We start from the raw sequence: 24,939 nt of genomic DNA on the forward strand, positions 1-24,939 counted from the left end.
GATTACGGCTTCGGCCATTGATCCTTCGGCACGTTCTTGTACACATCCTCGAGCTTATGGAAGCCGTCCTTGATGACGGTATCCGCTAGATTGGATTTGTCTACCGCGATGGGGTCCAGCAGAATGGACGGCACATCAATCTTGCCGTTGTTGACCTTTTTGCCCGCGTCGGCAACCTTGCCGTCCTTGGCCAGAGCAACAGCCATCTCCGCCGCCTTGGTGGCGATGGACTTGATCGGCTTGTAAACCGTCATCGTCTGGGTTCCTTCCGCGATCCGCTGGACAGCCGCCAAGTCCGCATCCTGGCCGGATACCGGGATTTTGCCGGCCAGCCCCTGCGCCGCCAGCGCCTGGATGGCGCCGCCGGCAGTACCATCGTTAGCCGCTACCACAGCCTGAATGTTGTTCTTATTCGCCGTCAGCGCATTCTCCATGTTCTTCAGCGCTTCCTCCGGCTTCCAGTCCTTGGAGAACTGGTCGTACACGATCTTGATGTCGCCCTTTTCCTTCAGCGGATTCAGCACCTTCATAGCGCCTTCCTTGAACATATGGGCGTTGTTATCCGTGTCCGCGCCGCCGATATAAACGAAATTCCCTTTGCCAACCTTGGAGGTTACCGCTTGAGCCTGCATTTCACCCACCCGCACATTGTCGAAGGAGATGTAATAATCCACCTCCGAGTTCTTGATCAGCCGGTCGTAGGAGATGACCTTGATGCCTTCTTTGTGCGCCTTGTCCACAATGGGGGCGGTGGCTTCCGCATTATGGGGGATTACCACAAGCACATCCACGCCTTGGGAAATCAGCTGCTCCGCTTGGCTCATCTGGGTGGCGTCATCCCCGTTGGCCGCCAGCACCTTCACTTCACCGCCCATCTCCTTGACCTTGGCAGAGAAGATATCCCGGTCCTTCTGCCAGCGCTCCTCCTTGAGCGTATCCATGGACATGCCGATGATGAGCTTGCCGTCATCCTTCTTGCCTGCCGCAGCCGGTTGGCCGGATGCCCCTGCCGCCGGTGAGGCTGCAGTTGATTTGGTATCATTGCCATTGGTGACGGCGCCGCAGCCTGCCACCGATGCGCCCAGCAGCATCGCCGCCAAGGTGATGCTTGTGCCTTTGCTCCATTTGTTCATGAACGAGATCTCCCCTTTTCGATATCGTCATCGTCGCTTGACGGTTGGTTCCGCTTACACATTCATTGTAGCAAGGGCGGATACCGGGGGAATATGCTGGCGACCTGCACTAATTTGGCTTGCAGCAGCATGGATTCATGATGTTTTGAAAGCGTATACACCTTATTTGCAGAACAAGCACTATTTTGGCGGCTTCCAGCACAAATGCGTTGGTGGTCGCGGGGGCCCGGGGCAGCGGCGGATTGTGTGCTCGGTTTTTCATATGTAAGTGGTCGCTGAAGCCCCAGTTCGGCGGTTTATACTCGGTTTTTCATACATAAATGGCCGCGGGAGCCCCAGTTCGGCGGTTTATACTCGGTTTTTCATATACAGGTAGGCACGTGGGCCCGTGCTCGGTCGCGAAAGGCCTTGTGAAGTAACAAGAATGCCCCCGAGCCAGAACGGCTGCGCGGGAGCATTCCGAAATTTCATTCCGCCCCTTGCTGGCGGTATTCCGTCGGCGTTACGCCGGTGGTTTTTTTGAAGATGCGGCTGAAATAGTTGGGGTCGTTATACCCCACCTCGTAGCAAATCTCCTTGAAGCTCAACTCCCCGTCCGCTAACAGCCTCTTGGCCTCACCAATCCGCAGCCGGGTCAGATAGTCGGTGAAGTTCTCCCCCGTGTACTGCTTGAACACCTTGCTGAAATAATACGGGCTCAGATTCACCGATTCGGCCGTCTGCTCCATGGACACATCGGTTTTGTACCATTGCTCCATATACCTCTTGGCCCGCTCTATCACATGCTGCTGCCGCTGCTCCCGCTCTGCCGACATGGCGGCCAGCAGCCTCTCCACCTGCTCCCCCGCCGCATGCCGCAGCGTCTCCTCCCCCTCTGCCGCGGCCAGCTCCGCCAGCAGCTCCCGGGGCACCCGCACCGGGAGGCGCCGGGCCGCAGACAGAAGCATGGCGCAGACCTCATTGCGGCAGCGGATCATATCGCCCGGCGCAATGGCGAAGAGACTATCCAGAATTTGCCCGATCCGCCAACGCGCCTCCTCGGCCTGCTGCCTCCTCAGGGCCTCTAAAAGGCCCTGCTCCAGCTCAGCGGCCAGCTCCTGCTCCTCCGGCTGACGCATATCCTCGGCATGCCTTATCCGCAGCTGGGCGTCGGACGGCACTGCCGATGCCGATAAGGATGCCGCCCGGTACGAATCCCGGAGCCCGTGAACACCCTCGGAGAGCGGACCAATGCCGATAATGGGAGTCAACCCGAAGCGGTTTTGCACATAATCGAGGAACTCCTCCCCCCGGCGGACAGCCTCTACCCGTTGGGTGAAGCCGGCCCCCCGCTCCGCCACCGGCACCATCACCGCGATTTTATTGCCCAGAAGAGGACTGACCATACAGGCCAGCCGCGATTTGGCATATACTTTGAAGCTGTTGTACAGCTCCTGCCGGACCTGGCGGAAAACCTCCCAGCCCGCCTCACCCAAGGGAAACACCAGCACCATCGCATAACCGGTGCTCCACTGCAGCCCGGCCAGTCCCGTCAAATGGGACAGGTCCGTCTCCAGAACACAATCGGTCATCAGCATCAGGGTCAGCTCATTCTCCACCAACGGGAGCAGCCGGGACAGCTTCTCTCTCAGCACCAGTTCCTCCGCCCGCCGGCTCCGCTCTCCCTCCTTCTCGGTCATCAGGCGGTGCAGCACCTCCAGCAGTTCCTCGCGTTTCGCCGGCTTCAGAATATATTCCTTCACCCCTAAGGAAACAGCCTCCTTGGCATAGGCAAAAAAATCATGCGCTGTCACCAGCACCACCCTGGCCTCCGGCTGGCGCTTGCGGATTTCCCGGATGGCATCCAGCCCCTGAATGCCCGGCATCTTGATATCCATGAAGATAAAATCGGGACGCTCCTCCTCCGCCAGCTGAATGGCCTTGCGGCCGTTCTCCGCATGGACATAGGTGAACATGTCAGGCAGCATACGCCTTGTCATCATCTCCAGGCCTTCCCGCTCCAGCGCCTCGTCGTCCGCGATCATAAGCTTATACATGGCCTTCCTCCCTTCCCGGGGAATGGGTCCGCACAGGCAACTGAAACCGGACCGTCGTCCCTCCGCCCAGGCTGCTTTCAATGTCAATCTGCTCCCCGCCGTCAAAAAATAAATGCAGCCGCTTAAAGACATTGGCCGTCCCCAGCCCGGTAGAGCCCGCTTTACTGTGGAAGGGGGCCGAAACCTCCTCTGTCCAGGAATGGAGCAGCTTTGTCCGCGTCTTGGCGTCCATTCCCGCCCCGTTATCTTTAATTTCGATCAGAACCCGGGAGCCAGATGAGGCAATGCGCAGCATAAGCAAGGCGCCCTCCTCCATATTTTCCACACCGTGTATCAGGGCATTCTCCAGAATCGGCTGCAGAGTCAGACAGGGCACCGCCTGATCCAGCGCCCCCTCGTCAATCTCCGTCTCGAACCGGATCCGCTCCCGGAAGCGGGCTTTTTGGATGGCCATGTATTCGCCTGCATGCTCTACCTCCTCCCGCAGAGTTACGGGATGATTCAGCTTCTGGAGATTATAACGGAGCAGCCGGGAAACGGAGACCGTCAGGTCGCTGGTTTTCTCCGCCCCCTCCAGATAGGCCAGCTTGGCAACGGCATTCAGAGTATTAAACAGGAAGTGGGGATTGATCTGGCTCTGCAGCGTCTTCAGCTCCAATTCCTTGACCAGGCGGTCCTTCTCCATACTTTTGACGTTCTTCTCCATCAGGTCCCGGATATTGTCCAGCATCTGATTGAAGGTCTGGCACAGAATCCCAATCTCGTCTCCCGTATGCATATTGGGCGCCTTGGTATCCCATTTCCCCTTGGAAATCTGCTTGGCGGTCAGCACCAGACGACGGATCGGCCCGCTGATGCTGGAGGACAGCCACAAGGAAATCACTACGCTTAGAATCGCCACCGTAAAAACCAGATACACCCCGATCCGGTTGATCCGTTTGTTGGAGCCCATGATATCCTCGTAGAGCGGCCGGTAATGCTCCAGCTCCAGATCAACCAGCGCCTGCCCGTCCTCGGCAATATACCGGGAGGTCTGCTCTGCCTGAAGATACGCCACCGCCTTGGTTTTGGAATCCAGCTCCATGCTGGTCAGAAGCTCCCATGTCTGATCGAGGAACGTGTCCATCATATTCACATAATTCTCTACCTGGAGGGTGTTGGACACATTCTTCTCCATCTCTCCGATGTTTCGTCTCAGCTCCCGCAGCCCCTTGACATGCCGCTCCAGCTCGGGATAACTCTCGGCATCCAGTTGGATCACATAACGGTTCAGATAACGCATGACCTCCTTGCTCTCCCGGGAAACCTGCTTATAAAGCAGAAGGCGGTCCATCATCACCGAATAGGTCTCCTGGACATTGCGGCTGCTATTGAAGATAAAATAACTGACAAAGCTCAGCAGCAGAGCCAGCAAGGGAATGAAGATGAACATTTTCTTATGGATGCTCATGGAGTTTTACCTCCATCGGCCACCGGCGGGCTGCTGCGGTCCATCACATCTGCGTTGGTATAACGGATATCCTGGAATGGCTTCCCTTCAAAATGGTTCTCCAGCAGCTGTACCGACAGCTCTCCCATCCGGTAGGGCTGCTGAACAACCGTGGCCAAAATCTCCCCGTTGCGAATGGCGTGAATGGTATCCGGCAGATCATCGAAGCCGATAATCTGTATATCCTTACGCTTCAAGCTCCTGGCCGATTGGAGAATACCCAAGGCATCCGTCGCGCTGGTTCCAACCATAACGGTAATTTCCGGGTGGCTCTGCAGCATTTCCGCCGCCTGCTGGATGGCCTCCATCATGGAGATATTGGAGGAGCGGACATCCACAATGGCAAGCTCCGGATATTCCCGAATCACACGTTTGATCCCTTCCAGACGTTGGAGCTGGTTTTCCGCACTTTCGCTGCCGATAATAACGCCGATTTTCCCCGTTCCTTCGGTGGCCTTCACCACCAGCTGTCCCAGCTTCCGTCCCGCCTCCAGATTATCTGTCCCGACAAAGGCCATCCGTTTGCTGTCCGGCGCATCTGTATCCACGGTAACCACCGGTATGCCCCGCTCCACCGCCTTGTTGATGACCGGGTTAAACTTGGCCTGGTTCAGGCCCTGCACGATGATGCCATCCACCCTCGACGCGATGGCCTTCTCCAGCAGCTTCAGCTGCTCCTCCATATTGTTGCGGACTGGTCCGATACATTCGATGGCGATGCGTGCTTTCTCCGCGGCTTTTATGGCTCCTTGCTCCACCAATTGCCAATAAGGATGGCCCTGCTCCTGCTCGATCAGCACAATGTGCCGTTCCTGACCCGAAGGCTGGCTGCCGCCCCGAAGCTGGTCTGTGATCCGGGTAATTTTGATGGTTTCCTGGGCGAAGCTGGTCATAAAATACGAAAAAACAGCCAGCACCACCAGGCTGCCAATCAGCCACTTTTTATCCGTCAAGCTTTTGTCCCCCTCTATTCGCATAAATCAATTGTAAGCGATTACATTTTTAATGGACATACAATGGGCGTTCCACTTAAGTATATAGTACCGAAAAACCTGTGGATACGGGTAAAGGAAGCTAGCATTTTTTTGCCGGTGACTAGCACCAGGACGCAGAAAAAGAAGGTGCTGTCCAAAAAGTCCGTCAAGATGAATAAATATTCGGCAGAAAGGACCGGGAGGAAAAGGGTGGCTTGAGGGCGAGTTTTTTGGCCGCTTTTTACCATAAAATCGAATCAAAAGAAAGCGGACAAAACGTGTTTGAAGCTTCCAAGACAGCCTTTTCCGGGAGGGAGTGTATCTTTCCGAATATTTATTCATTCCATTTGACTTTTTGAACAGCACCCTCCTGTTTAGGCAGTAATTGTTACCCTTGGCAAACGCCTATTCATACTACCGCGATTGAAACCAAGCATCGAACATCATCGTCCGCTTGAATTAGCTGCTCGCGCTTTTGTAATGCCTGAGTCCAAAGCTCCAGAACCATAGTGCAATACAGGTAAAGCAAACCACTGTCAGCAGCCCGTACATGATTCCGGCTGCTCCCAGCTTCCCGGCAATAAATTGGGTAGGCAGGGTTGACATGATCCCATACGGAAGCACGAAGTAAAACAACACCTTGAACGCTCCCTTGAAAAGGGTTCCCGGTACCTTCATGCATAGCTCCAGCAGCTCTTCCAGCCTTGTGATGTTCCCCGCAGAAATAACAAAAAAGGGGATGGTCCGCAGAATTAGCCCCACGTCATACCAGAGAACCGTCATCAGCAGCACCAGCAGCACATACCCCCCCATATTCCAAACCGTCATATCCACTGTTGTCTGTGACAGGCCGTAGCCGATAATTCCCATGCTCAGGAATAGTAAGGGAACGGAGCCGGGATTAATGTTCTCAAAGGTAAGCCGCAGCAAGGGGTTCATAGGTTTGGTCAAATAATGATCCAGATTGCCGTTGGCTATCTTGGCGGGAATACCGTTTATTCCGAAGAAGAACAGGACCATATTGAGCGCATTGATCAGAGAAAAGGTTCCGATAAAAATGTACATTTCCCCTTGCGTCCAGCCTCCTATGGAATCGACTTGCGAGTATATGGAAGAAAAGACCAGAAGCTGCACGAGAAACAGGCTGCCGTCAACAAAGAACGCTCCGAAAAAAGACAGCCGAAATACCATCATGTGGGATAATTTCATTTTGAAAAGAATTAGGATGATACGCAATTGTTTGCCCAGACTCATATCCCCACCCCATCATACCTGATGCGCAGCCGGTTATAGGCCATCCGGTTAATCGGAATAAACAGCAGCACCCACACCGACAGCGAGATAAGCCCTGCCGCGATTTCTTCGTGATTCCTGCCTACAAGCAGCATGGAGGGGAGATAGGTCACGTAATAAAAGGGGAACAAGCGCATCCCCTCTTGTATACCCGGCGGCAGTAAGCTCAAAGGCATCATGGTCCCGGTTATAAAAGCGACCATCATTCCTTTAATCATCAGAAACAAGCCGATATCCTGGAATTTGAAGGTGAGTATGCCAAGCAAAAAGTTCAGCTGAATCATAAATAGCAGGCCCAGAACAAGCATGATTACAGCGGGGACAATTACGGCAGGGTCCGCCGTCAGGACAAGTCTGATCCGGAATATTACTGTCCAAACCAGGGCAGCGGCCAGATTAAACAACATATAGAAAGCAGCCGCCCCCGCAGTTCGCGCGATAAAATTCCCCAATACCTGGGACGGGATGACCATATACTTGGAAAATGACCCGTCGCGGATGCGAGCGGAGATTTCACCGCTGACCCCGTTTGACATATCCAGCTGGGACAGAAAAGAGCTGATGATGTAGTAGCTTAGCATCGTATTGTAGGTAAACCCGGCAACCTCATTTTTTTCCCCAAAAATAGCTCCCCACAGAATGTAAGCGAACAGGATCTTGGTGATGGTAAACAGCATATGAAAAGCAATATCAAACCGCCAAACCAGCTGGGCTTTAAAGATAATTTTGGAAATTTCAACGTATTTCCTCATAGGCATGGCCTTCCACGGTCATTATAAATGCGTTCTACCACATTTCCGATATCTTCTTCCTCAACGGTTACATCACGGATGCTGTAGTGATTCATCAATTCCTTCAGGATGAACTGTGCCCGTTCTTTTCTGACCATAAACGAAAGCATAAACGGATTTTGCTCTATGATGTCCACCTCCTCCTTCAGTGCAACCTCCGTCTCCTCCTCAAAGGCAACGCTGATTTTTTTATGGGTTTGGTACTTTTCAAAAAGAGTCGTTGTATCGCCGTCATACAGCTTCGTACCCGCATTGATGACTACGCATCTTCTGCATAAGCTCAAGATATCCTCCATGTAATGAGAGGTCAACAGCACCGTCGTGCCTTTTTCCGCATTAACTTCTTTCAGAAAGTTGCGGATTTGCTTCTGGGCAACCGCATCCAGCCCGATCGTTGGTTCATCCAGAAACAGGACCTTCGGATTATGAAGCAGGGCCGCTATCAGCTCCATCTTCATCCGCTCACCCAGGGACAGCGTTCTTACTTGCACATTCAGATAGGCTTCCACACCGAACAGCTCCATAAAATAGCTCAGATTCCTGCGGTATTCCTGCTCCGGAATACTGTATAGCTCCTTGAACAGCAGAAACGTATCGGCCGCGGACAGCTCGAAGAACAGCTGGCTTTTTTGGCCCATGACCACGGCATACTGGCGCTTTAGCTCATTCTCCAGCGTGTTTGGGTAGAAGCCCAGCACGGACAATTCACCTGATGTTTTGGCAATAATACCGGTCAGCATTTTGATCAGGGTTGTTTTTCCGGCGCCATTGGGACCGATCAATCCTACAAACTCTCCTTGTTGTACTTCAAGATTGAAGTCGGACACTGCGGTTTTTTCAATATACCGGCGATGGAAAAGGCTTTTTACGCTTCCAAGCAAACCTTCCTCCTTTTCAAAGCGGCGGTAGGATTTCGTGAGATGGGCAGTTTGAATGATCATGAATCCTGATCCTCCTTATACGTGACAGTCAATCCCGGCTGATGCCCTTTTTCCATCCGGTGCCTTGCTTTACGGTTCTCCACCGTGTCGAACACAATGGAAAAATCGTAGTCCTCGGGATACAGCTCGGTTGCCGGAACAAGCAGCTTTACCCTCTTGTGTCTGATGAACTGCTTCTTTCCCTTGATTTGCACGCCGAGCATTCCGTTTTCATCCGAACGTTTAAAAATAATCCCGACTTCCTTTTGCGGATAAACCGTTACACTGTCCCCGATCTGAAACTTCTGCCCGCCATGCTGCACCGTTTTGGGAGGTGCATCCTTCTTCAGCCGGGGAGCCGCCGGCCTTACGTGCTTCGCATTCTTAGTGGTGTCCGTGTCAAAATGATGCGCTTCCTCCGGCAGGGGCGTTCCATTCGGCTTGTAGGCTTCCGCATACGCTCGCTTCAGCATATGGGGCGGAAAGCCAAGACGCTCAGCGATGTGCAAGGCGCAGCTTTCGCCGGCTTCTCCGATGCTCAGGCTGTACAGCGGCTTCAAGGTATCCCTGTCGAATTCCATTCTGGCGTTGATCAGCCCTTTGGATTGCATGGCAAATTCCTTGACCTGAGGATAGTGGGTCGTAGCTACAAACAGGCAGTTCTTGCGCCTGAGCTCATCCAGAATGGCGATAGCCAGCCCCATTCCCTCGGCAGGATCGGTGCCGGAGCCCAATTCGTCAAGAAGCACCAACGTTTCATCTGTTGTCTGCTCCAGAATTTGGATGATGCCTGTCAAGTGGGCAGAAAAAGTGGACAGATTCTCCGCGATGCTTTGACCATCCCCAATATCGCATAAAACAGCATTGTTCATGCAAAAGGAGGTTCCTTCAGCCGCGGGAACATGCAAACCGCTTTGAGCCATAAGCGACAATAACCCTACCGTTTTCAGGGCAACGGTTTTGCCGCCGGTGTTGGGCCCGGTCACGACGATTCCTTGATATTCGCCGCCTAACTGAAAATCCAGGGGTATGCAGGATTCCTGCTTCAGCAGCGGATGGCGGCCCTGCCGGATGATGATCCGCCGGTCGGTTGTCAGCGGCACGGGAATCGCCTGCATCTGCGTAGAGAGCTTGGCTTTGGCAAAAATGAAATCCAGGGTTTCCATATGCTCCCTGTTCTGCTCGATTTCTGCGACTTGCTCTTCAACCAGTGCCGTAAGGGCACAGAGGACTTTTCTGATCTCATCCTCCTCCTCCAGCTGCAAAACGGTTATTTCATCCTGCAGCCTCCTGACGGATGCAGGCTCAATGAAGTATGTGCTGCCCGTGCCCGAGGCTTCGATAACCGTTCCATTCACCTGATTTTTGTATTCCTTCCTCACCGGAAGCACAAACCTGCCTGAACGGGTGGTGACGTATCCGTCGGCGAACCAGGCTTTATTACTGCGGAGAATATCGGCTAGCTTGGTTTTTACGGCTGCGGCGGCATTCTCCAGCTTTCGGCGGACTTGATGCAGGGCCGGGGACGCACTGCTGTCAACGATGCCATTGCGGATGGAGCGTTCAATCTCCTCTTGGAGTCCGTTCAATTCATGGAGCGAACCCCCGTAGAAGGCGATATCCACGTTTAGGAACTCCGACTTTCTCAGATAGCCCTTCATCCGTTTACATGAGCTCAAAAACTGCGAGACGTTTACTAGCTGTTCAGGAAAAAGCATTGCTCCCTGGCGTACCGTGCTTAACACCGGGTCAAGCTCCTTCATCAGCGCAAGGGGAGGATTGCCGACAGCGTCCAGCATTTTCCTCGCTTCCGTTGTTTCGTGCATCTGGTTTCTGCATTGGCTTTCGTTTAAGGACGGCTGCAGCGCCAGCAGCTTCTCTCTGGCCCCTTCCGACATGGCCAATTCGGCAAGACGTGCAAGTACCGTATGAAACTCCAGTGTATAATTCTGATTCATTGAACAAACCTCCCTTGGATGTTGAGACGCAAAAAATCCGCACGAGAGGCTGCCCCGGCTCCCAGATCAGATCTGAAAGCAGGCAGAATACTCCTGCGGGCGCATCAACCAGACATACCACCGGTAGGCGGTTTGAGGTTGGGAGATGTAACAATTTGAAGAAATACTAAAAAGAGCGCAACGGAAAAAGCCCATCGCACTCCGCAAAATCCCGGAAAAAACCACATTCCGGTCAATATGCTGTATAACTCAAATGGTTATCACGGAGTATTCTGTAAGGCGTCATTTCAAAAACGCGGCAAGCCGTACGCTTGAGCGTTCTTGGAAAGGCAGACTGAAACAAAGCAGGCGCTATCCTGCTTCTCCCCAGGCAAGCCTCTCTCAACTATTCAGTTGAAAATCACCATTACAGAAGATACCGACATGAAAACCATCCTTTCAAACTGTATTTGATCCTCATCATATAGGAGAGCCTTGGAAAAGTCAATCCACGGCAAATTCATTTGCTCAAAACGGGCTGATGCCCCATTTTCCCAGCATTTGATATAGCCGGTTCACCGGCAGCCCCATTACGCTGAAGAAATCCCCTGCAATTTTCTCAATAAACAACGCGCCCATTCCTTGCACACCGTATGCCCCGGCCTTGTCCATCGGCTCGCCAGTACGGATATACGACCAAATTTCCTCTTCAGTCATCGGGCTGAAGGTGACTTGGCTGACTGTATGACTTACAGCCGGAGGGTTATCCTTCAAACCGCCGCCGGGTAGACAAGCTACGCCGGTGTACACCTCATGCCTGCGCCCCTGGAGGCTGGAGAGCATCCGGAATGCATCCTCCTCATCAACGGGTTTGCCCAATACCTTGCCATCCACCACCACAATGGTATCGGAGCCCACAACCACCCAGGATTCAGACGCAGGGTCAACCCCCATCCCATCTGCAGCAAGGCTTTCTTCCGTAGCTCTTGCCTTGCGCAGGGACAGCTCCTCCACAATTTTGGCAGGCTCCCAATCCTCCGGCACGGATTCATCTGCATGGCTTGCCCGCACGATCACCGGGAGCTGCAAAAGCCCGATCAATTCCTGTCTTCTTGGCGAGGAAGAAGCCAGCACCAGCGCCAAACCGTTATGTTGCACCATTTTACCCACTCCTGTCATCTCTCTTGGTCAGAATTACAGCTTCCTATAAAGCCAGACGGCCGCGGCCAGGCCCATCAGGCTGAGGATATTAAGCTTAATTTGGATCGAAATGTTGTATTTAATGAAATTCAAATCCGCCGCCGGGTCCCAGCTCACACTGGTTGTCCGCAGGAAAAACGCCGCGGCATCCACCGGTTCCAGCAATCCGGATACAATGCTTGCCGCCACTAAACCCAACAGCAGGAACAGCACAAGGGTCAATCCGTTCTTCTTCATCCGAAACACTCCGTCCGAGGGATAGTTATCCTTCCCTATTCTATAGAAAAAGCGGAACGGCGTCTATTCGGGATTCCACGAAATGTTGGGCGAAACAAGCCGCTTTGTCGACACTTTGTGCCAATTTGCAACTTTTTCCTCTTATCAACCGGTTCCCGGCCTAGTAATATAGAGGTTGGGAGGTGGGCCGGATTGCTCATGGGTACAAAAAAAATGATTACAGGCCTTCTTATCCTGGTTTTCGCGGTAGCGCAACCAGCCCCGGCTTGGGCCGGAGCGGCTAAGATTGTTCTTGACGCCGGACATGGCGGCTCTGATCCTGGAGCGGTGGGCGTCAACGGCTTGTATGAGAAAACGGTTAACTTCGATGTTGTGAATCGCGTCAAGGCGATTCTGGAAGGCCGCGGTTATGAGGTCGCTCTCACCCGGGATTCGGATATTTACTTGTCCCTGGCGCAGCGGGTGGCCATAACCAACAGCCTGGCTCCGGATTTGTTCGTATCGGTGCATGCCAATGCCCATACCAACCCATCCATTAACGGCAGTTTGGTGCTCTATTACGATAAAGATTACCCGCAAGCGGATTATCCGCCCAGCGATGCCATGGCGGCGCTTACGCCGGAGAGCAAACGGCTGGCGCAGCTGGTGCAGGATGCAATGGTGAAAAGCGCCGGCACCGTGGACCGGGGATTAGTTCCCTCTGCGGTTTATGTGGCCCGGATGGGTTCGGTTCCAAGTATCCTCGTGGAAACCGCCTTCTTGTCCAATGCAGGAGATGCCGCCAATTTAGCGGATGCCGACTTCCGGCAGAAGCTGGCCGCGGGCATTGCCGTGGGCATTGAGGCTTACAAGCCCTTGGAAAAGCCAGGTGCCTTTGCCGATGTTTCCTTATCCCACTGGGCCAATGAGGCTATCCTCAAATTGAAGAACAAGGGCATATTGGAGGGCGAAGCCGGTAAATACTACCCGGAGCGGGCTTTGACCCGGGCGGAGTTCGTGACCATGCTGGAGCGGCAATTTTCGCTGCCAGAGCCTGCTGCGGCCGGGGGAACCACCCCAGGCAACGCCACTGTAACTGGGAGCACATACGGCGGCGGTTCAGGTGGAAGCCAGGGTACGTCGGCTGCTGCGGTGAAATTCAAGGACCTGCCCGCCAGCCACTGGGCCTATGCCGTAATGCAAAAGGCCGCCTCCACCGGCATCCTGTCCGGTTATGAGGACGGCACCATCCGGCCGGACAAACCCTTGACCCGCGGGGAAGCGGCGGCGCTGATCGACCGGGTGATCTGGCCGGGCAGCAGCCAGAAGGCCACCGCCACTGTCTTCAAGGATGTGCCGCTGTCCTTGTGGTCAGCCGCTTCAATTAACAGGCTCAAGGACAAAGGCATTGTGGAGGGCGCCACCGCCACCACCTTCGCTCCTGAACGGAGTATGACCCGGGCAGAAATGGCCGCTTTGTTGTCGCGGCTGATCCGGTGACGGTGACGCTACCGCTGTAACGGAACCAAGAGGCGCTTAGAGGCTGAAATAGGCCCAAATTGAAAAATAACGGAACTCTCAGGCTCTTAGAGGACAAAATAGCTGCCGCTCGGCTGCATGTTGTCTTCTAAGAGCTTTTAAGTTCCGTTATAAATCGGCTGGATCGTTTCCCGGCAGCTAAGCGCTTCTCTGTTCCGTTACAGGCTCAAGGCTCTACTGGCCGCAGGGGCGGTGACCCTAGCCCAGCCCAGCCTAGCCAAGCCCCGGAGCCATCAGCTTTGACCGATTTTAGTGAGGAGCTCCTTCTCGGCGATGACGAACTGCATGGTGTAGGTTTGGGCCTGCCACAGCATGGCTGTGGACGGGTTCTTTTTGTATTCGTCCAAGGAGGTTTTGGCGGAATTCAAGGCGTTGTTCATCCGCTGGAGGACGGCTTTGTTCTCCTCTCCCCCCTCTTGGGCAACGGTGGACGACAGCTGGGACCAGGCGGTATGGGCGGTGGCGATAGATTGCATAGTGGAAGCATCCGGTGCTCCCGGAATGCTTCCCGCCTCCAGATTCATCACCGTCAGGCGGTTGATGGATTCCACCAGCTTGTCGGACTGCTGGAGGTAGGATTTCAGCGTTTCCCCGTTGCCGTTCCAACGGACCTTGCTGACAGCCGGAACCGCATAAGCCTTCACGTAAATGTCCAGCTTGCTTTTTTCCTTGAGCTGATTACCCAGGGTCACGGCGCTTTCCTTATCGGCTGCCATGCCTGCGAATACATAATATTTGTCTGTTTGTTCACTGGCTGCGGCCAAACCTTTTTTCAGCAAATCGCTTTTAGCCTGATCCGCACCCTGTTGGGCGGAGAAGGTTCCGTTTTGGAGCAGCGAGTAGGTTTTGCCTGCATATGACATGGCGATCTCCTTGCCGGAGGAAGTCGCTGCTCCGGCCCCTGCCGCTGTGCCGCCGGCGGCATTCTGGACGTTTCCGTTTACCGGCAGCGCATTCTGCCCTTGGCCGGCCGGATTTTGGGCCGTCTGGGCAGTGCTGCCTCCGCTTGTATCGTCCGGGCCGTTGAACAGGGACAGCGCCAGGAAACCCAGCATCACCCCGGTCACCGCTGCTCCGGCAATAGCTGCGGTGATTTTCAGCCACGGGGTGCGGTTATGGCGCACATACCGGGGACCGCTGACCTCCGGCCCATCCCAGGCCGGGCCGCCCCAGGTAGGGCCATCGGGATCATTGCGGTCCTCGGCCTCCTGGTCCCAACGAACTGTCCGGCGCCGCACATAAGGGCCTTCCGGCTGACCGTCCCCCTCAAACCCGGGGGTGCCGTCCTCCCGCAGCCATTCCTCATCCGCAGGCAGATTCGCCGTTTCGCGCAGCTGCTGCTCCCGGTAGCCGCGGCTGTCTTCGGCACTAGTCCGGCCCTCCGGCCTTCTGTAGCGGTAGCCGTCAGGCCGCCCCGAAATGGGATCCCCCATAGGACGGCGGCCTTCCCGTTCGTTGGACTCCCGGATCATGTCCTCGATCCGCTGGGTTTCCGCATCGAATGGGCTGCTCCACGCGCCAAAATCCGTCGTATACTGGTTCAGGCTCTGATAATCCCGGATTTCCCGCTGCTGGGAGGGACCACGGGAGCCCTTCTGCTGCCAATAGTCCTCCTGGCTTCCGGAAGCGTCCTCTTGCTCCGGCCCCTTCTGCTCCTCCACCACCTGGTACTCCTCCTGGAACAAAGGAATCACTCTGTTGGGCTCGCGTCCGTTCCCGGCATCATTCACTCCGTCATTCCGCTTGTCCTTATCCCCGTCAAAACGGTATGTGATTCTTGCTTTATTCATCCGTATCTCTCCTTGTCCAACTCATCGATAGTTTACTTTATGATAGAGATGGAAGAGTTAGAACAGGGAAGTCCAGGTTGTAGGACAAAAATGCCCCGGACCGCCTCTCCATGGAGGGATTCCGGGGCTGCTCATTATATTACCTTATTCCTCGCCGTACCTAGCCCGCAGATCCTTGGCCAACCGGTCGGCTACCTTCCAGATGTCGCCTGCACCCATCGTGATGACCAAATCACCGCTGGTTACCGTACTCTGCAAATAGTCGAACACATCATCCTTGGTGGGCAGATGGCGCACCTGCGGATTGCTGTTCTCCCGGATCAGGCCTGCCAGCCGGGCGGAGCTGATGCCTTCGATCTGCTGCTCTCCCGCCGGGCTGTAGATATCCGTCAGCACCACCTCATCGGCTTCCGGGAACGCCCTGCTGAACTGGTCCAGCAGGAAAAAGGTCCGGGTGTAGCGCTGGGGCTGGAAGACGGCCACAATCCGTTTGCCCGTTGCTCTGGCTGCGCTGATGGTGGCTTCAATCTCGGTGGGATGGTGGGCATAATCATCAATGACCAGGATGCCACCCGACTCCCCCATCACCTGGAACCGGCGTTTGGCGCCGCGGAAGTCCACAATGGCCTCTGCGATCTGGCTGAAGCTTAAGCCAGCATCCAGGCAGACAATCAGGGTCGCCAGAGCGTTGTACACATTGTGCTTGCCGGGGACGGACAGCCTCATGGTCCCCAGAATCTCGTCTTTATGATGAACCGTGAACTGGACCCTGCGGTCACCCAGAATCAGGTCATGGGCGGAATAATCCGCTCCTTTCCCAAGCCCGTAGGTAACGGCCTTGCCGCCCAGCTCAGGAAGCATGGCTTCGATATAAGGATCGTCGGCGCATACCACCGCCTTGCCGTCCGATTTGACTTGGCTCAGGAAACGGGCATAAGCGCTTTTAAGCTTTTCGAAATCCCCGTCGTAATGCTCCAGATGATCCGCTTCAATGTTGGTGACCACGCCCAGGTAGGGGTGGTACTGCAGGAAGGTGCCGTCGCTTTCATCCGCTTCGGCCACTACATAGTCGCCCTTGCCCGCCTTGGCGTTGCTGCCAAGATTAAGGATTTCGCCCCCGATAATATACGTCGGATCCGTTCCGCACTGCTCCAGCACCAGCGAAATCATGGAGGAGGTGGTGGTTTTGCCGTGGGCGCCTGCAACCGCAACGCCCTTCTTGGTATTCAACAGCCGGGCCAGCATCTCCGAGCGGTGGATAACGGGAATATTCAGCTCTTCCGCACGTTTGATCTCCACATTATCCTTGGACAGCGCGGTGGAATACACGACCAGGTCGGCCCCTTGCACATGCTCGGCTTCGTGGCCGATGAACACGTCGGCTCCCTTTTTGGCCAGCTTCTCGGTCAATTCCTGCTGCGCCAGGTCGGACCCCGACACATGGAAGCCCATTTCCAGCATAACTTTGGCGATGGCGCTCATCCCATAACCGCCAATTCCTATAAAATGAACGTGCTCCGAAGTGTTCACGCGCGTCTCACCAGCCCTTTTCAGAATCGGTATGATACAACATCCAGGTCCGAACGTCAGATATTAAGTACAATGTGCCCGATACAACCGCCAGGTCCCCGGGCGAAGTGAGAGCGGTAAGCCGCTCCAGCGCTTTTTTCCAGTCGGGCTCTATGATGATGGCAGGCTGCGGGGAGAGGCGGGACGCCAAAGGCATGGCAAGCTCCGCCAGCTTGGCGGCATCCAGTTTTTTATGGAAATCCGGTTCCGTAAAGATCACAGTGTCTGCTATAGGCAGTATATGCTCCAGATAGCCCGTATGATTCTTGGTGGAAATCATGCCCATCATCAGATGAAGCTTCTGCCGGGCGTAGGCGGGTCCCTCCAGTGCCCGGGCAAGACTCTCCGCTCCTTCCGGATTATGGGCGCCGTCCAGGAGAACCCGGGGATTGGCGGAAATCAGCTCCAGCCGTCCGGGCCAGCGTGCCTCCGCAAAACCGGCATACAAGGAATCCTCCTCCAGCACCAGTGCCTGATACTGCCGCAGAACCTCAATCACCATCATTGCTACCGAAGCGTTCTTCAACTGATGGGGGCCATTCAGCCCCACAACCAGATTGTCGTACCGGCAAAAGGGACCGTTCCAGTGAATGCTTTGCCGGTTCAACTCCTCCGACTTCACCTCATAAGAAAACTGCCGCCCTAGTTCATACAAAGGCGCCTGCAGCTCCTTCGTTTTGGCGCGGATCACCTCCAGCACGGGTGGCTGATCGCAGGCCGTCACCACCGGCACTCCGGATTTGATAATCCCCGCCTTCTCCTCCGCCACCTTGGCCAGTGTGTCACCCAGAATTTCCATATGATCATGCCCTACATTGGTAATGACACATATCACCGGAGTGACGATATTGGTGGAATCCAGCCTTCCCCCAAGCCCGGTTTCCCAAACCACATAATCCGGGTAGGTTACGGTGCCGTAATACATCAAAGCCAGAGCCGTGGAAACCTCGAACATCGTGGGGGATTCCAGCTCTGTAGCAGCGATTTCCTCCACAAGAGGCTTCAGCCGGCGGCAGAGGCGCAGCAGTTCCTCCTCCGGTATATCCAATCCGTTGTATTGGATCCGGTTGGTATACTTTTCGATATAAGGGGAGGTAAAGGTGCCTACATCATAGCCGTTAGCCAACAGCACCTTAGTCAGATAGGCGCAGGTGGAGCCCTTGCCGTTGGTGCCCGCCACATGAATAAACTTCAGTCTGCGCTCCGGGTGGTCCAGCATGTCCATCAGCCGCTCCATACGCTTCAGCCCGGGTTTCATCCCCAGGGATACCAGCCCGGTGATCCATTCCACCGCTTCCCGGTAATCCCCCAGCCCGGCTTCCGCGAACTCCGTATGCTCTCCCGTCTCCGGCTTTCCGCTGTGTTCCCGGTCCAAATCATTCCTATTGTCGATCCGATTCTCATGTACCATGAGCTCATCCCTTATCACTATATGATCGGCTGTCCCTTCGGATACAGCCATCTGTCACGCTTGCGACGGATAATTGGCGAAAATTAGAAAAAGCTCCAGGGCGGATATATATTCACTGGACAACATTCACTACCGGGATAGGCTTGTCTTGGAAGCTCAAACACGTTTTGTCGGCCTCAAGCCAACCTATCCCTCTCGTTCATGTTTGCGGATATATATTCATTCTTTATCGCACAAGCGAGCCAGCGCCTTCATAAAGACGCTGACTCTGCTATGTCCGTTGCTTCAATTAACCCTTCAGCTCCGCCAGGCGGGCTGCCACAATTTCACGTTTGGAGGAATAGTCGGCCATCTTGGCCTTCTCTTCCTCAATTACCTTGGCCGGAGCCTTGGCGACAAAACCTTCATTGGCCAGCTTCTTCTCGACACGCTCCACCTCGCTGTTGAGGCTCTGGATTTCCTTCTCCAGACGGGCAATTTCCTGGGCAATATCAATCAGACCTGCCAGAGGCAGATACAGCTCGGCTCCTGTTACCACAGCAGTCATGGCCTTGGCCGGCGCTTCCAGTGCGGTGTTCACTTCAAGCAGCGAGGTGCCGCAGAAGCGCTTCAGGTATTCCGTGTTCCGCTCCAAGGCCGCTTGGGCTTGGGTGTCTGCGGGCTTCAGCAGCAGCTCGATTTTTTTGGACATGGGCACATTCACTTCCGCCCGGATATTCCGCACCGAACGGATAATATCCATCAGGAAAGCCATCTCGCCAACAGCCTCCGGCGCTTCCAAGGCAGGGTTGTATTGCGGCCAATCGGACAGCATGATGGTCTCGCCTTCATGGGGCAGATGCTGCCAGATCTCTTCGCTGATAAACGGCATAAACGGATGGATCAGGCGCAGCGTCCGGTCCAGCACATACGCGAGAACCGCCTGGGTGCTAGTCTTGGCTTCCACATCGGTGCCGTAGAGGGACAGCTTGGCGAACTCAATGTACCAGTCGCACAGGTCATCCCAGATAAAGTTATACAAAAGCCGGCCGGTTTCGCCGAATTCGTATTGATCCATCAGACGGGTAACATCCCGTACAGTCTCGTTCAGACGGTGAAGAACCCAACGGTCGGAGGTAGACAGCTTCCGGTTCAGGTGAACATCCGCAAGCTCCACACCCTCCAGATTCATCAGTGCAAAGCGGGAGGCATTCCAGATCTTGTTGGCAAAATTGCGGATTTGCTCCACCCGTTCCCACCGGAAACGAAGGTCCTGGCCTTGCGTGCTGCTGGTGGAAATCATGAAGCGCATGGCGTCCGCGCCGTACTTCTCGATAACCTCCAACGGGTCCACACCGTTGCCCAGGGACTTGGACATCTTGCGTCCTTCCGAATCCCGCACCAAACCGTGAATCAGCACATCCTTGAAGGGGATTTCATCGGTGAATTCCAATCCCATGAAGATCATCCGGGACACCCAGAACGGAATAATGTCGTAACCCGTAACCAGCACGCTGGTGGGATAGTACCGCTTCAGATCATCGGTAGCTTCCGGCCAGCCCAGTGTGGAGAACGGCCACAGCCCGGAGCTGAACCAGGTATCCAGCACATCCTCGTCCTGGCGGATTTGGGCGCTTCCGCACTTGGCGCAAGCCGTCACTTCTTCTTCGGAAACATGCAGCTCGCCGCAAGCCTCACAATAGTAGGCGGGAATCCGGTGGCCCCACCACAGCTGGCGCGAAATACACCAATCGCGGACATTTTCGATCCATTGCATATACGTCCGTTCAAAACGCTCCGTCACAAAATGGGTGCCCTTACCGCTCTTCTGGGCGGCAATCGCCCGCTCCGCCAACGGCTTCATGGACACGAACCATTGCGTGGACAGGTACGGCTCAATAACAGCGCCGCTGCGTTCGCTGTGGCCCACCTGATGCAGATGGTCCTCAATCTTTACCAGCACACCTTGCTCCTTCAGATCGGCAACCAGTTGCTTGCGGCATTCGAAACGGTCCTGCCCGTTGTATTTGCCAGCATTTTCGTTCATGGTGCCGGTTTCGTCCATAACCAGGACTTGAGGCAGATTATGGCGTCTGCCTACTTCGAAGTCGTTGGGGTCGTGGGCGGGGGTAATCTTAACCGCACCGCTGCCGAACTCTTTTTCCACATAGTCGTCTGCAATCACCGGAATTTCCCGGCCCACAATTGGAAGCACCAATGTCTTGCCGATCAGATGGGCGTAGCGCTCATCCTTGGGGTTGACGGCTACCGCCGTATCGCCCAGCATGGTCTCCGGACGGGTGGTGGCCACAATGATGCTGCCGCTGCCGTCCTTCAAGGGATACTCCAGGTGATACAGATGCCCCTGCACTTCCTTATATTCCACTTCAATATCCGACAAGGCCGTACGGGCTGCCGGGTCCCAGTTGATGATATATTTGCCCCGGTAAATCAGGCCCTTCTCATACAGCTTGACGAACACCTGGCGGACTGCCTTGTTCAGGCCCTCATCCAGGGTAAACCGCTCCCGGGAATAATCCAGCGCCAGACCCATTTTGGCCCATTGGTCGCGGATAATGTCGTTATAGTGCCCTTTCCACTCCCACACCTTCTCCAGGAACTTCTCCCGGCCCAGATCATAGCGGGTAATCCCTTCGGCACGGAGCTTCTGCTCCACCTTGGTTTGGGTCGCGATTCCGGCATGGTCCGAACCCGGCAGCCACAGGGTGTCGTAGCCCTGCATCCGCTTCATCCGGGTGAGAATATCCTGCAGGGTAAAATCCAGCGCATGCCCGATATGCAGCATTCCCGTTACATTCGGGGGCGGGATCACGATAGTGAAGGTTTCCTTGTCCGGACGTTTGCCCGCTTCGAAATACCCGTTTTGCTTCCAATATTCATACCACTTGGTTTCCGCTTCCTTCGGATCGTATGTGGTCGGCATGCCGCCGGCCGCTTTGGACGTGTCGGCTGCGGCTGTTTCCAGCGCTTCTTCATGCAGTTCTGCCATGTGAATCCCCTCCGCCATTTCATTCAAATTGAGTTCAAGCCAACAAAAAAAGCCCTCCGTCCTCATCAAAGGACGAAAGGCTAACGCTTCCGTGGTACCACCTTCATTCCGCGGCACAACCATAAGGGTACGCCTGCGGCACTCAATAAACGGATAACGGCCGTCTGCCGGCAAATTGTACACGGCACCCTCTCGGGTCCCTCCAATCTGCAGCTCCGGGGCGACTTCGTGGATGCTTGCTCCTACGCGGAACCTTGCAGCCGTTACCGGCTCCGCTCTCTGTGAAGGAAAATCCGTCTACTACTCCCCATCCAAGCTTGTATGGAAAATTTATATATTCTATGATATACGACTGCCGCACGTGAGTCAACAGGCAGGCTTACGTTTAGTATGGGCAAGTTGTGAAGGTTGTATGCACAGGAAGTTCCCCAATCGGGGAGCATATGGTAAAATATTCATATCATACGCGGAATGGTGGATAGCGTGATTATGCTGCAGCAGAAGGGGCTTCCGGAAGAACGGGCGATTATCGACGATACAGTCATTAGACGGGTCAAACACTATATTGCCGGCAAACATCCCGGGTTCACTGCAGAGCAGCAGGAGGATGTGTTCTCCAATGCCATTCATCGGATCATCGATGTCCAGCTGCCGGAATTTGAGGAGAGCACCCGGGTCATACTCCGTCAGAGGCTGCTGGCACGTTTGAATCAGGAGGGGGCAGCGCCACTTTTGACCCAGGATGTGCTGGAGGCTTGCCTGCTGCTGGAGCTGGAGGAGCCTGCTCTTGCGCAGCTTGAGGTGTGGATGGGCAAACATGAATTAGCCGCCGGCTCTTGTCCTCCTTTTGCATCTCCATATCCGTTGATACCAAAAAAGCTGTCGCTTCCTCAGGAGCACTTGTCTCAGGAGCCCCTTGCTCATCAAGCTTCACTCCCTTCATCGGGTAGCCGCAGGATCTGGCAGTTGGCCGGGGCGGCCTTGCTGGTCTTCTTTTTGTGGGCTGCAGGCGCTCCTACTGAACCGGACATTCATCCCAAGGTTGACTACAACGCTTCGCTCTCTTCCGCATCTGTTGATTCCACCTCCCTGCCTGCAATCTCCGACTTTCCGCTTCCCGATGAATATACCTACCATCAAGTCAACACGGCAGAATTGAAAGGCTGGCTGCAGTCCAGAAGCTCCCTGTTGGCTGAAGAGCCCTATTTTTCCGCCATTCTCGAAGCCGCTGAGAGGAACAACCTGAATCCGCTGCTTCTCTTCGCCATTACCGGTCAGGAGCAGGGTTATGTGCCCAAGGAAAAGAAGCAGGCGAAGAAAATTGCCAACAATCCCTTCAATGTACATCACAGCTGGCAAGCGTATAACACAGGCATTGCTGACTCGGCCCATATTGCCTCCAAAACCATCCTCTCCATCAGCCGCACCCGACCTGAAGGAGCCCATCCGATTCAATGGTTGAATACCCGGTATGCGGAGGATCCCGAGTGGTGGGTGGGCGTCAACTCTATTTTTGAGAAGCTGCGCAGGGAAATTCCTGCTAAGCCTTGAATCTCTATTCTTCTAAGGCGTGTTTGCAAACATGGCCGTAATCCCCGAATTTTCGACCAAGCCCCCGTTTATTCTACCGGAACAGGAGTCTTACATCCCTTTTTCATGCATAGATTATAATAACTGCTAATAGGAAGCGCTGATCCCTTGAAGAAGGAGGTGCTGCATTTGCGTTTGTTCAACCCACTTGAACGGTAGACCAGCTTGAAACAATCGTCAATTTGGGTTCGCAAAAGCCCCTGGGATTTTCTAAAAACAGGAGTGGATGATGAAGTGGCAATTCAATTAAATAACCGAATTCTTAACTACAGCTTCGAACAAGGTTTGACAAATTGGGTGGCCGTCAACACCGTTGTCAGCTCTATATCCAAAAGCGGTTTTCAAAGCGCCCAGCTATTGGCCGGACTTCCCAACGCTTCCCTGCAGCAAGCAGTCGTGACAGCTCCCGGAGAAGGACTTTATGTGTCGGTGTCTCTGGACTATCCTTTTGCCGGAACAAGCCCGGTAGTAGTCGTAACTGTTAATTTTTTCTCCAGCTCCGCCATCTATCTCGGCAATGGTTTTACGCTGGTGGTGCCACCGGGCTTTTTCACCAATTCCCAGTGGCAGATGTTTGAGGGCGTAACTACCCCGGCACCGGCGGGAACCGCTTCTGCCCAAATTTCCATCAGTATGGCTCCGCAGCCTTCCACAACCAGCATATTGGTGGACGATGTTATTCTGATGAGCGCTGTTGATCTCACTCCTAGCGTAACCGGCCCCACGGGAGCCACAGGCGCTGCGGGAGCTGCGGGGCAAACCGGTCCCACGGGACGTACCGGAGCTACAGGCGTGACGGGGGTAACGGGTGTTACTGGCCCCACGGGAGCCACTGGCACTGCGGGAACTGCAGGGCAAACCGGCCCCACGGGACGTACCGGAGCTACGGGAGTGACGGGGATAACGGGGGCCTCCGGGGCTACGGGTGTTACTGGGACCGCGGGGGTGACCGGGGCTACTGGAGGCACGGGGGCTACGGGAGCCACGGGGGCTACTGGCGCTACGGGGGTGACCGGAACTTCTGGCGTAACCGGAGCAACAGGAGCTACCGGTGAAACTGGGGCTACTGGAGCGACGGGTGCGACGGGCGACATTTCGGCAATAGAAATTGTTTCTACCGCAAACCGATACTTTCATTTCCCACCTGCAGATCTGAACTTGTCTTCCTCTGTTACAATTCCTGCAGGGGAGTTCAGCGATGATAATGGAAACAGCGTTACCGAATTTGCCGGACTAGGCACAAACAGCTTCAATAATCTATTCATTAATGGTCTTGTACAACCTGGCAATTTATATAGCATTAGTCCCGGCATGTTGTTCTTTCCTGCACAAAGCGGCAGCATATTTGCTGGTACGCCTATCATTATTGAGACTGTACAATTTAATCTTCAACTGCAAGGTGGATAAAAATGGTTATCATTCCCCGTTCCTTCGCCCTTACTACCTCCGAATCTACCACATATACTATTTTTAGGTAGGGAGGTGAGAAATCATGCCAATCGTAACCCCATATCAAAATAGTCTGAGATTCGCATCCACCTTTGGTGCAGGGACAGGAACGGGGGCAACATTCGCTATTGCTGCCACAGCATTTACTGACGACGGCGGCACTGCCGCGACAGCATTTCCGGGCTCGTTCAATTATTACAATCTGTATATTAACGGCATTTTGCAAACAGCGGATACGTCCACCGTTACGACGACTGCGATTACCATCCCGGGTGGAGACGTCCTGAGTGACGGCACACCCCTTGTCGTTCAGTTCGTCGTGTCTTAAGGTGACTTGATCATTCGATAATTCTATAAAAAAACCTTTTTTCAACTTCTATCCCAGATAGAAGTTGTTTTTTTCCTCCTTTGACCTCGGGCCTATTATAAAAGGCTCCACTGGAGCTACTGGCATTACTGGAGCTACCGGGGAAACCGGCTTCACCGCAGAACAGCGGGAGGCTATGATGTCCAAAGCCCTCCACCGGATCTATCGGAGGGCTTCTGCCCGTGCGGCTTCTTTTGCAGCCTTTCGCAGGTGCCGGCAAATGGGCAGGTGCTCCGACTAAACCGG

At 54.5% G+C, this 24,939-nt stretch carries 18 protein-coding genes and 1 pseudogene; 5 read left to right on the top strand and 14 right to left on the bottom strand.

Annotated features, from left to right (window positions below; all coding sequences use genetic code 11):
* Positions 1-2 precede the first annotated feature (2 nt).
* From xylF to ACI1P1_RS09065, 10 genes are all read right to left on the bottom strand, one after another.
* Positions 3-1,091: a D-xylose ABC transporter substrate-binding protein gene (xylF, locus tag ACI1P1_RS09020; protein WP_416216231.1), complete on the bottom strand. Its 1,089-nt coding sequence runs from the start codon at positions 1,089-1,091 to the stop codon at positions 3-5.
* Between the two features lie 509 nt (positions 1,092-1,600).
* Positions 1,601-3,169, bottom strand: a complete 1,569-nt coding sequence (locus tag ACI1P1_RS09025; RefSeq protein ID WP_416216044.1) for a helix-turn-helix domain-containing protein — start codon at positions 3,167-3,169, stop codon at positions 1,601-1,603.
* Positions 3,162-4,619 carry a sensor histidine kinase gene (locus ACI1P1_RS09030; RefSeq protein WP_416216045.1) on the bottom strand — a complete coding sequence of 486 codons (1,458 nt, stop codon included), beginning with the start codon at positions 4,617-4,619 and terminating at the stop codon, positions 3,162-3,164. The genes ACI1P1_RS09025 and ACI1P1_RS09030 overlap by 8 nt, the downstream gene beginning before the upstream one ends.
* Positions 4,616-5,611: a sugar-binding protein gene (locus tag ACI1P1_RS09035; protein ID WP_416216046.1), complete on the bottom strand. Its 996-nt coding sequence runs from the start codon at positions 5,609-5,611 to the stop codon at positions 4,616-4,618. Before ACI1P1_RS09035 ends, ACI1P1_RS09030 begins: the two co-directional genes overlap by 4 nt.
* Before the next feature lie 480 nt (positions 5,612-6,091).
* The gene (locus ACI1P1_RS09040) at positions 6,092-6,826 is read right to left on the bottom strand and encodes an ABC transporter permease (protein WP_416216047.1); all 735 of its coding nucleotides are present in this window, start codon (positions 6,824-6,826) and stop codon (positions 6,092-6,094) included.
* A gap of 56 nt (positions 6,827-6,882) precedes the next feature.
* Complete coding sequence (locus ACI1P1_RS09045) at positions 6,883-7,677, bottom strand: ABC transporter permease (RefSeq protein WP_416216048.1); 795 nt, start codon at positions 7,675-7,677, stop codon at positions 6,883-6,885.
* Positions 7,674-8,657, bottom strand: a complete 984-nt coding sequence (locus ACI1P1_RS09050; RefSeq protein WP_416216049.1) for an ABC transporter ATP-binding protein — start codon at positions 8,655-8,657, stop codon at positions 7,674-7,676. Before ACI1P1_RS09050 ends, ACI1P1_RS09045 begins: the two co-directional genes overlap by 4 nt.
* Positions 8,654-10,594, bottom strand: a complete 1,941-nt coding sequence (locus tag ACI1P1_RS09055; protein WP_416216050.1) for an endonuclease MutS2 — start codon at positions 10,592-10,594, stop codon at positions 8,654-8,656. Before ACI1P1_RS09055 ends, ACI1P1_RS09050 begins: the two co-directional genes overlap by 4 nt.
* Before the next feature lie 507 nt (positions 10,595-11,101).
* Positions 11,102-11,734 carry a Maf family protein gene (locus ACI1P1_RS09060; RefSeq protein ID WP_416216051.1) on the bottom strand — a complete coding sequence of 211 codons (633 nt, stop codon included), beginning with the start codon at positions 11,732-11,734 and terminating at the stop codon, positions 11,102-11,104.
* A gap of 33 nt (positions 11,735-11,767) precedes the next feature.
* Positions 11,768-12,010, bottom strand: a complete 243-nt coding sequence (locus ACI1P1_RS09065; RefSeq protein ID WP_416216052.1) for a DUF4321 domain-containing protein — start codon at positions 12,008-12,010, stop codon at positions 11,768-11,770.
* 198 nt (positions 12,011-12,208) lie between these two features.
* Here ACI1P1_RS09065 and ACI1P1_RS09070 point away from each other — a divergent pair, with 198 nt between their 5' ends.
* On the top strand, positions 12,209-13,489 hold the full coding sequence (locus ACI1P1_RS09070) for an N-acetylmuramoyl-L-alanine amidase (protein WP_416216053.1): 1,281 nt from the start codon (positions 12,209-12,211) through the stop codon (positions 13,487-13,489).
* 272 nt (positions 13,490-13,761) lie between these two features.
* Here the strand turns inward: ACI1P1_RS09070 and ACI1P1_RS09075 are convergent, their stop codons facing one another.
* From ACI1P1_RS09075 to ACI1P1_RS09090, 4 genes are all read right to left on the bottom strand, one after another.
* Positions 13,762-15,318, bottom strand: a complete 1,557-nt coding sequence (locus ACI1P1_RS09075) for an SPOR domain-containing protein (protein ID WP_416216054.1) — start codon at positions 15,316-15,318, stop codon at positions 13,762-13,764.
* A gap of 144 nt (positions 15,319-15,462) precedes the next feature.
* A complete protein-coding gene (gene murC, locus ACI1P1_RS09080) occupies positions 15,463-16,848 on the bottom strand; it encodes a UDP-N-acetylmuramate--L-alanine ligase (RefSeq protein WP_416216055.1) in 1,386 nt (461 codons plus the stop codon).
* Positions 16,849-16,855: 7 nt separating this feature from the next.
* Entirely contained in the window at positions 16,856-18,298 is a 1,443-nt protein-coding gene (locus ACI1P1_RS09085; protein ID WP_416216056.1) for a bifunctional folylpolyglutamate synthase/dihydrofolate synthase, read from the bottom strand.
* 289 nt (positions 18,299-18,587) lie between these two features.
* Positions 18,588-21,221, bottom strand: a complete 2,634-nt coding sequence (locus tag ACI1P1_RS09090) for a valine--tRNA ligase (protein WP_416216232.1) — start codon at positions 21,219-21,221, stop codon at positions 18,588-18,590.
* 549 nt (positions 21,222-21,770) lie between these two features.
* Here ACI1P1_RS09090 and ACI1P1_RS09095 point away from each other — a divergent pair.
* The 4 genes and pseudogenes from ACI1P1_RS09095 to ACI1P1_RS09105 all read left to right on the top strand — a co-directional run bounded on the left by ACI1P1_RS09095 (position 21,771) and on the right by ACI1P1_RS09105 (position 24,654).
* Positions 21,771-22,838 carry a hypothetical protein gene (locus tag ACI1P1_RS09095; protein ID WP_416216057.1) on the top strand — a complete coding sequence of 356 codons (1,068 nt, stop codon included), beginning with the start codon at positions 21,771-21,773 and terminating at the stop codon, positions 22,836-22,838.
* Positions 22,839-23,111: 273 nt separating this feature from the next.
* Positions 23,112-23,966: pseudogene (locus tag ACI1P1_RS09100) on the top strand (NTTRR-F1 domain); the annotation flags it as partial.
* Between the two features lie 69 nt (positions 23,967-24,035).
* Positions 24,036-24,284: a DUF4183 domain-containing protein gene (locus ACI1P1_RS29735; RefSeq protein WP_463605675.1), complete on the top strand. Its 249-nt coding sequence runs from the start codon at positions 24,036-24,038 to the stop codon at positions 24,282-24,284.
* Positions 24,285-24,369: 85 nt separating this feature from the next.
* Positions 24,370-24,654 (top strand): DUF4183 domain-containing protein, encoded by a 285-nt coding sequence (locus ACI1P1_RS09105; protein WP_416216059.1) that lies wholly within the window; start codon positions 24,370-24,372, stop codon positions 24,652-24,654.
* Positions 24,655-24,939 lie beyond the last annotated feature (285 nt).

This window comes from Paenibacillus mesotrionivorans, assembly GCF_046098205.1.
Lineage (GTDB): Bacteria > Bacillota > Bacilli > Paenibacillales > NBRC-103111 > Paenibacillus_AR > Paenibacillus_AR mesotrionivorans.

Bases quoted from the DNA above. Each gene is read 5' to 3' on its own strand.
- ACI1P1_RS09045 (WP_416216048.1), bottom strand. From the start codon at position 7,677: ATGAGGAAATACGTTGAAATTTCCAAAATTATCTTTAAAGCCCAGCTG.
- xylF (WP_416216231.1), bottom strand. From the start codon at position 1,091: ATGCTGCTGGGCGCATCGGTGGCAGGCTGCGGCGCCGTCACCAATGGC.
- ACI1P1_RS09040 (WP_416216047.1), bottom strand. From the start codon at position 6,826: ATGATGGTATTTCGGCTGTCTTTTTTCGGAGCGTTCTTTGTTGACGGC.
- ACI1P1_RS09055 (WP_416216050.1), bottom strand. From the start codon at position 10,594: ATGAATCAGAATTATACACTGGAGTTTCATACGGTACTTGCACGTCTT.
- ACI1P1_RS09025 (WP_416216044.1), bottom strand. From the start codon at position 3,169: ATGTATAAGCTTATGATCGCGGACGACGAGGCGCTGGAGCGGGAAGGC.
- ACI1P1_RS09075 (WP_416216054.1), bottom strand. From the start codon at position 15,318: ATGAATAAAGCAAGAATCACATACCGTTTTGACGGGGATAAGGACAAG.
- ACI1P1_RS09090 (WP_416216232.1), bottom strand. From the start codon at position 21,221: ATGCCGACCACATACGATCCGAAGGAAGCGGAAACCAAGTGGTATGAA.
- ACI1P1_RS09105 (WP_416216059.1), top strand. From the start codon at position 24,370: ATGCCAATCGTAACCCCATATCAAAATAGTCTGAGATTCGCATCCACC.
- ACI1P1_RS09030 (WP_416216045.1), bottom strand. From the start codon at position 4,619: ATGAGCATCCATAAGAAAATGTTCATCTTCATTCCCTTGCTGGCTCTG.
- ACI1P1_RS09065 (WP_416216052.1), bottom strand. From the start codon at position 12,010: ATGAAGAAGAACGGATTGACCCTTGTGCTGTTCCTGCTGTTGGGTTTA.
- ACI1P1_RS09070 (WP_416216053.1), top strand. From the start codon at position 12,209: ATGGGTACAAAAAAAATGATTACAGGCCTTCTTATCCTGGTTTTCGCG.
- ACI1P1_RS09050 (WP_416216049.1), bottom strand. From the start codon at position 8,657: ATGATCATTCAAACTGCCCATCTCACGAAATCCTACCGCCGCTTTGAA.
- ACI1P1_RS09060 (WP_416216051.1), bottom strand. From the start codon at position 11,734: ATGGTGCAACATAACGGTTTGGCGCTGGTGCTGGCTTCTTCCTCGCCA.
- ACI1P1_RS09085 (WP_416216056.1), bottom strand. From the start codon at position 18,298: ATGGTACATGAGAATCGGATCGACAATAGGAATGATTTGGACCGGGAA.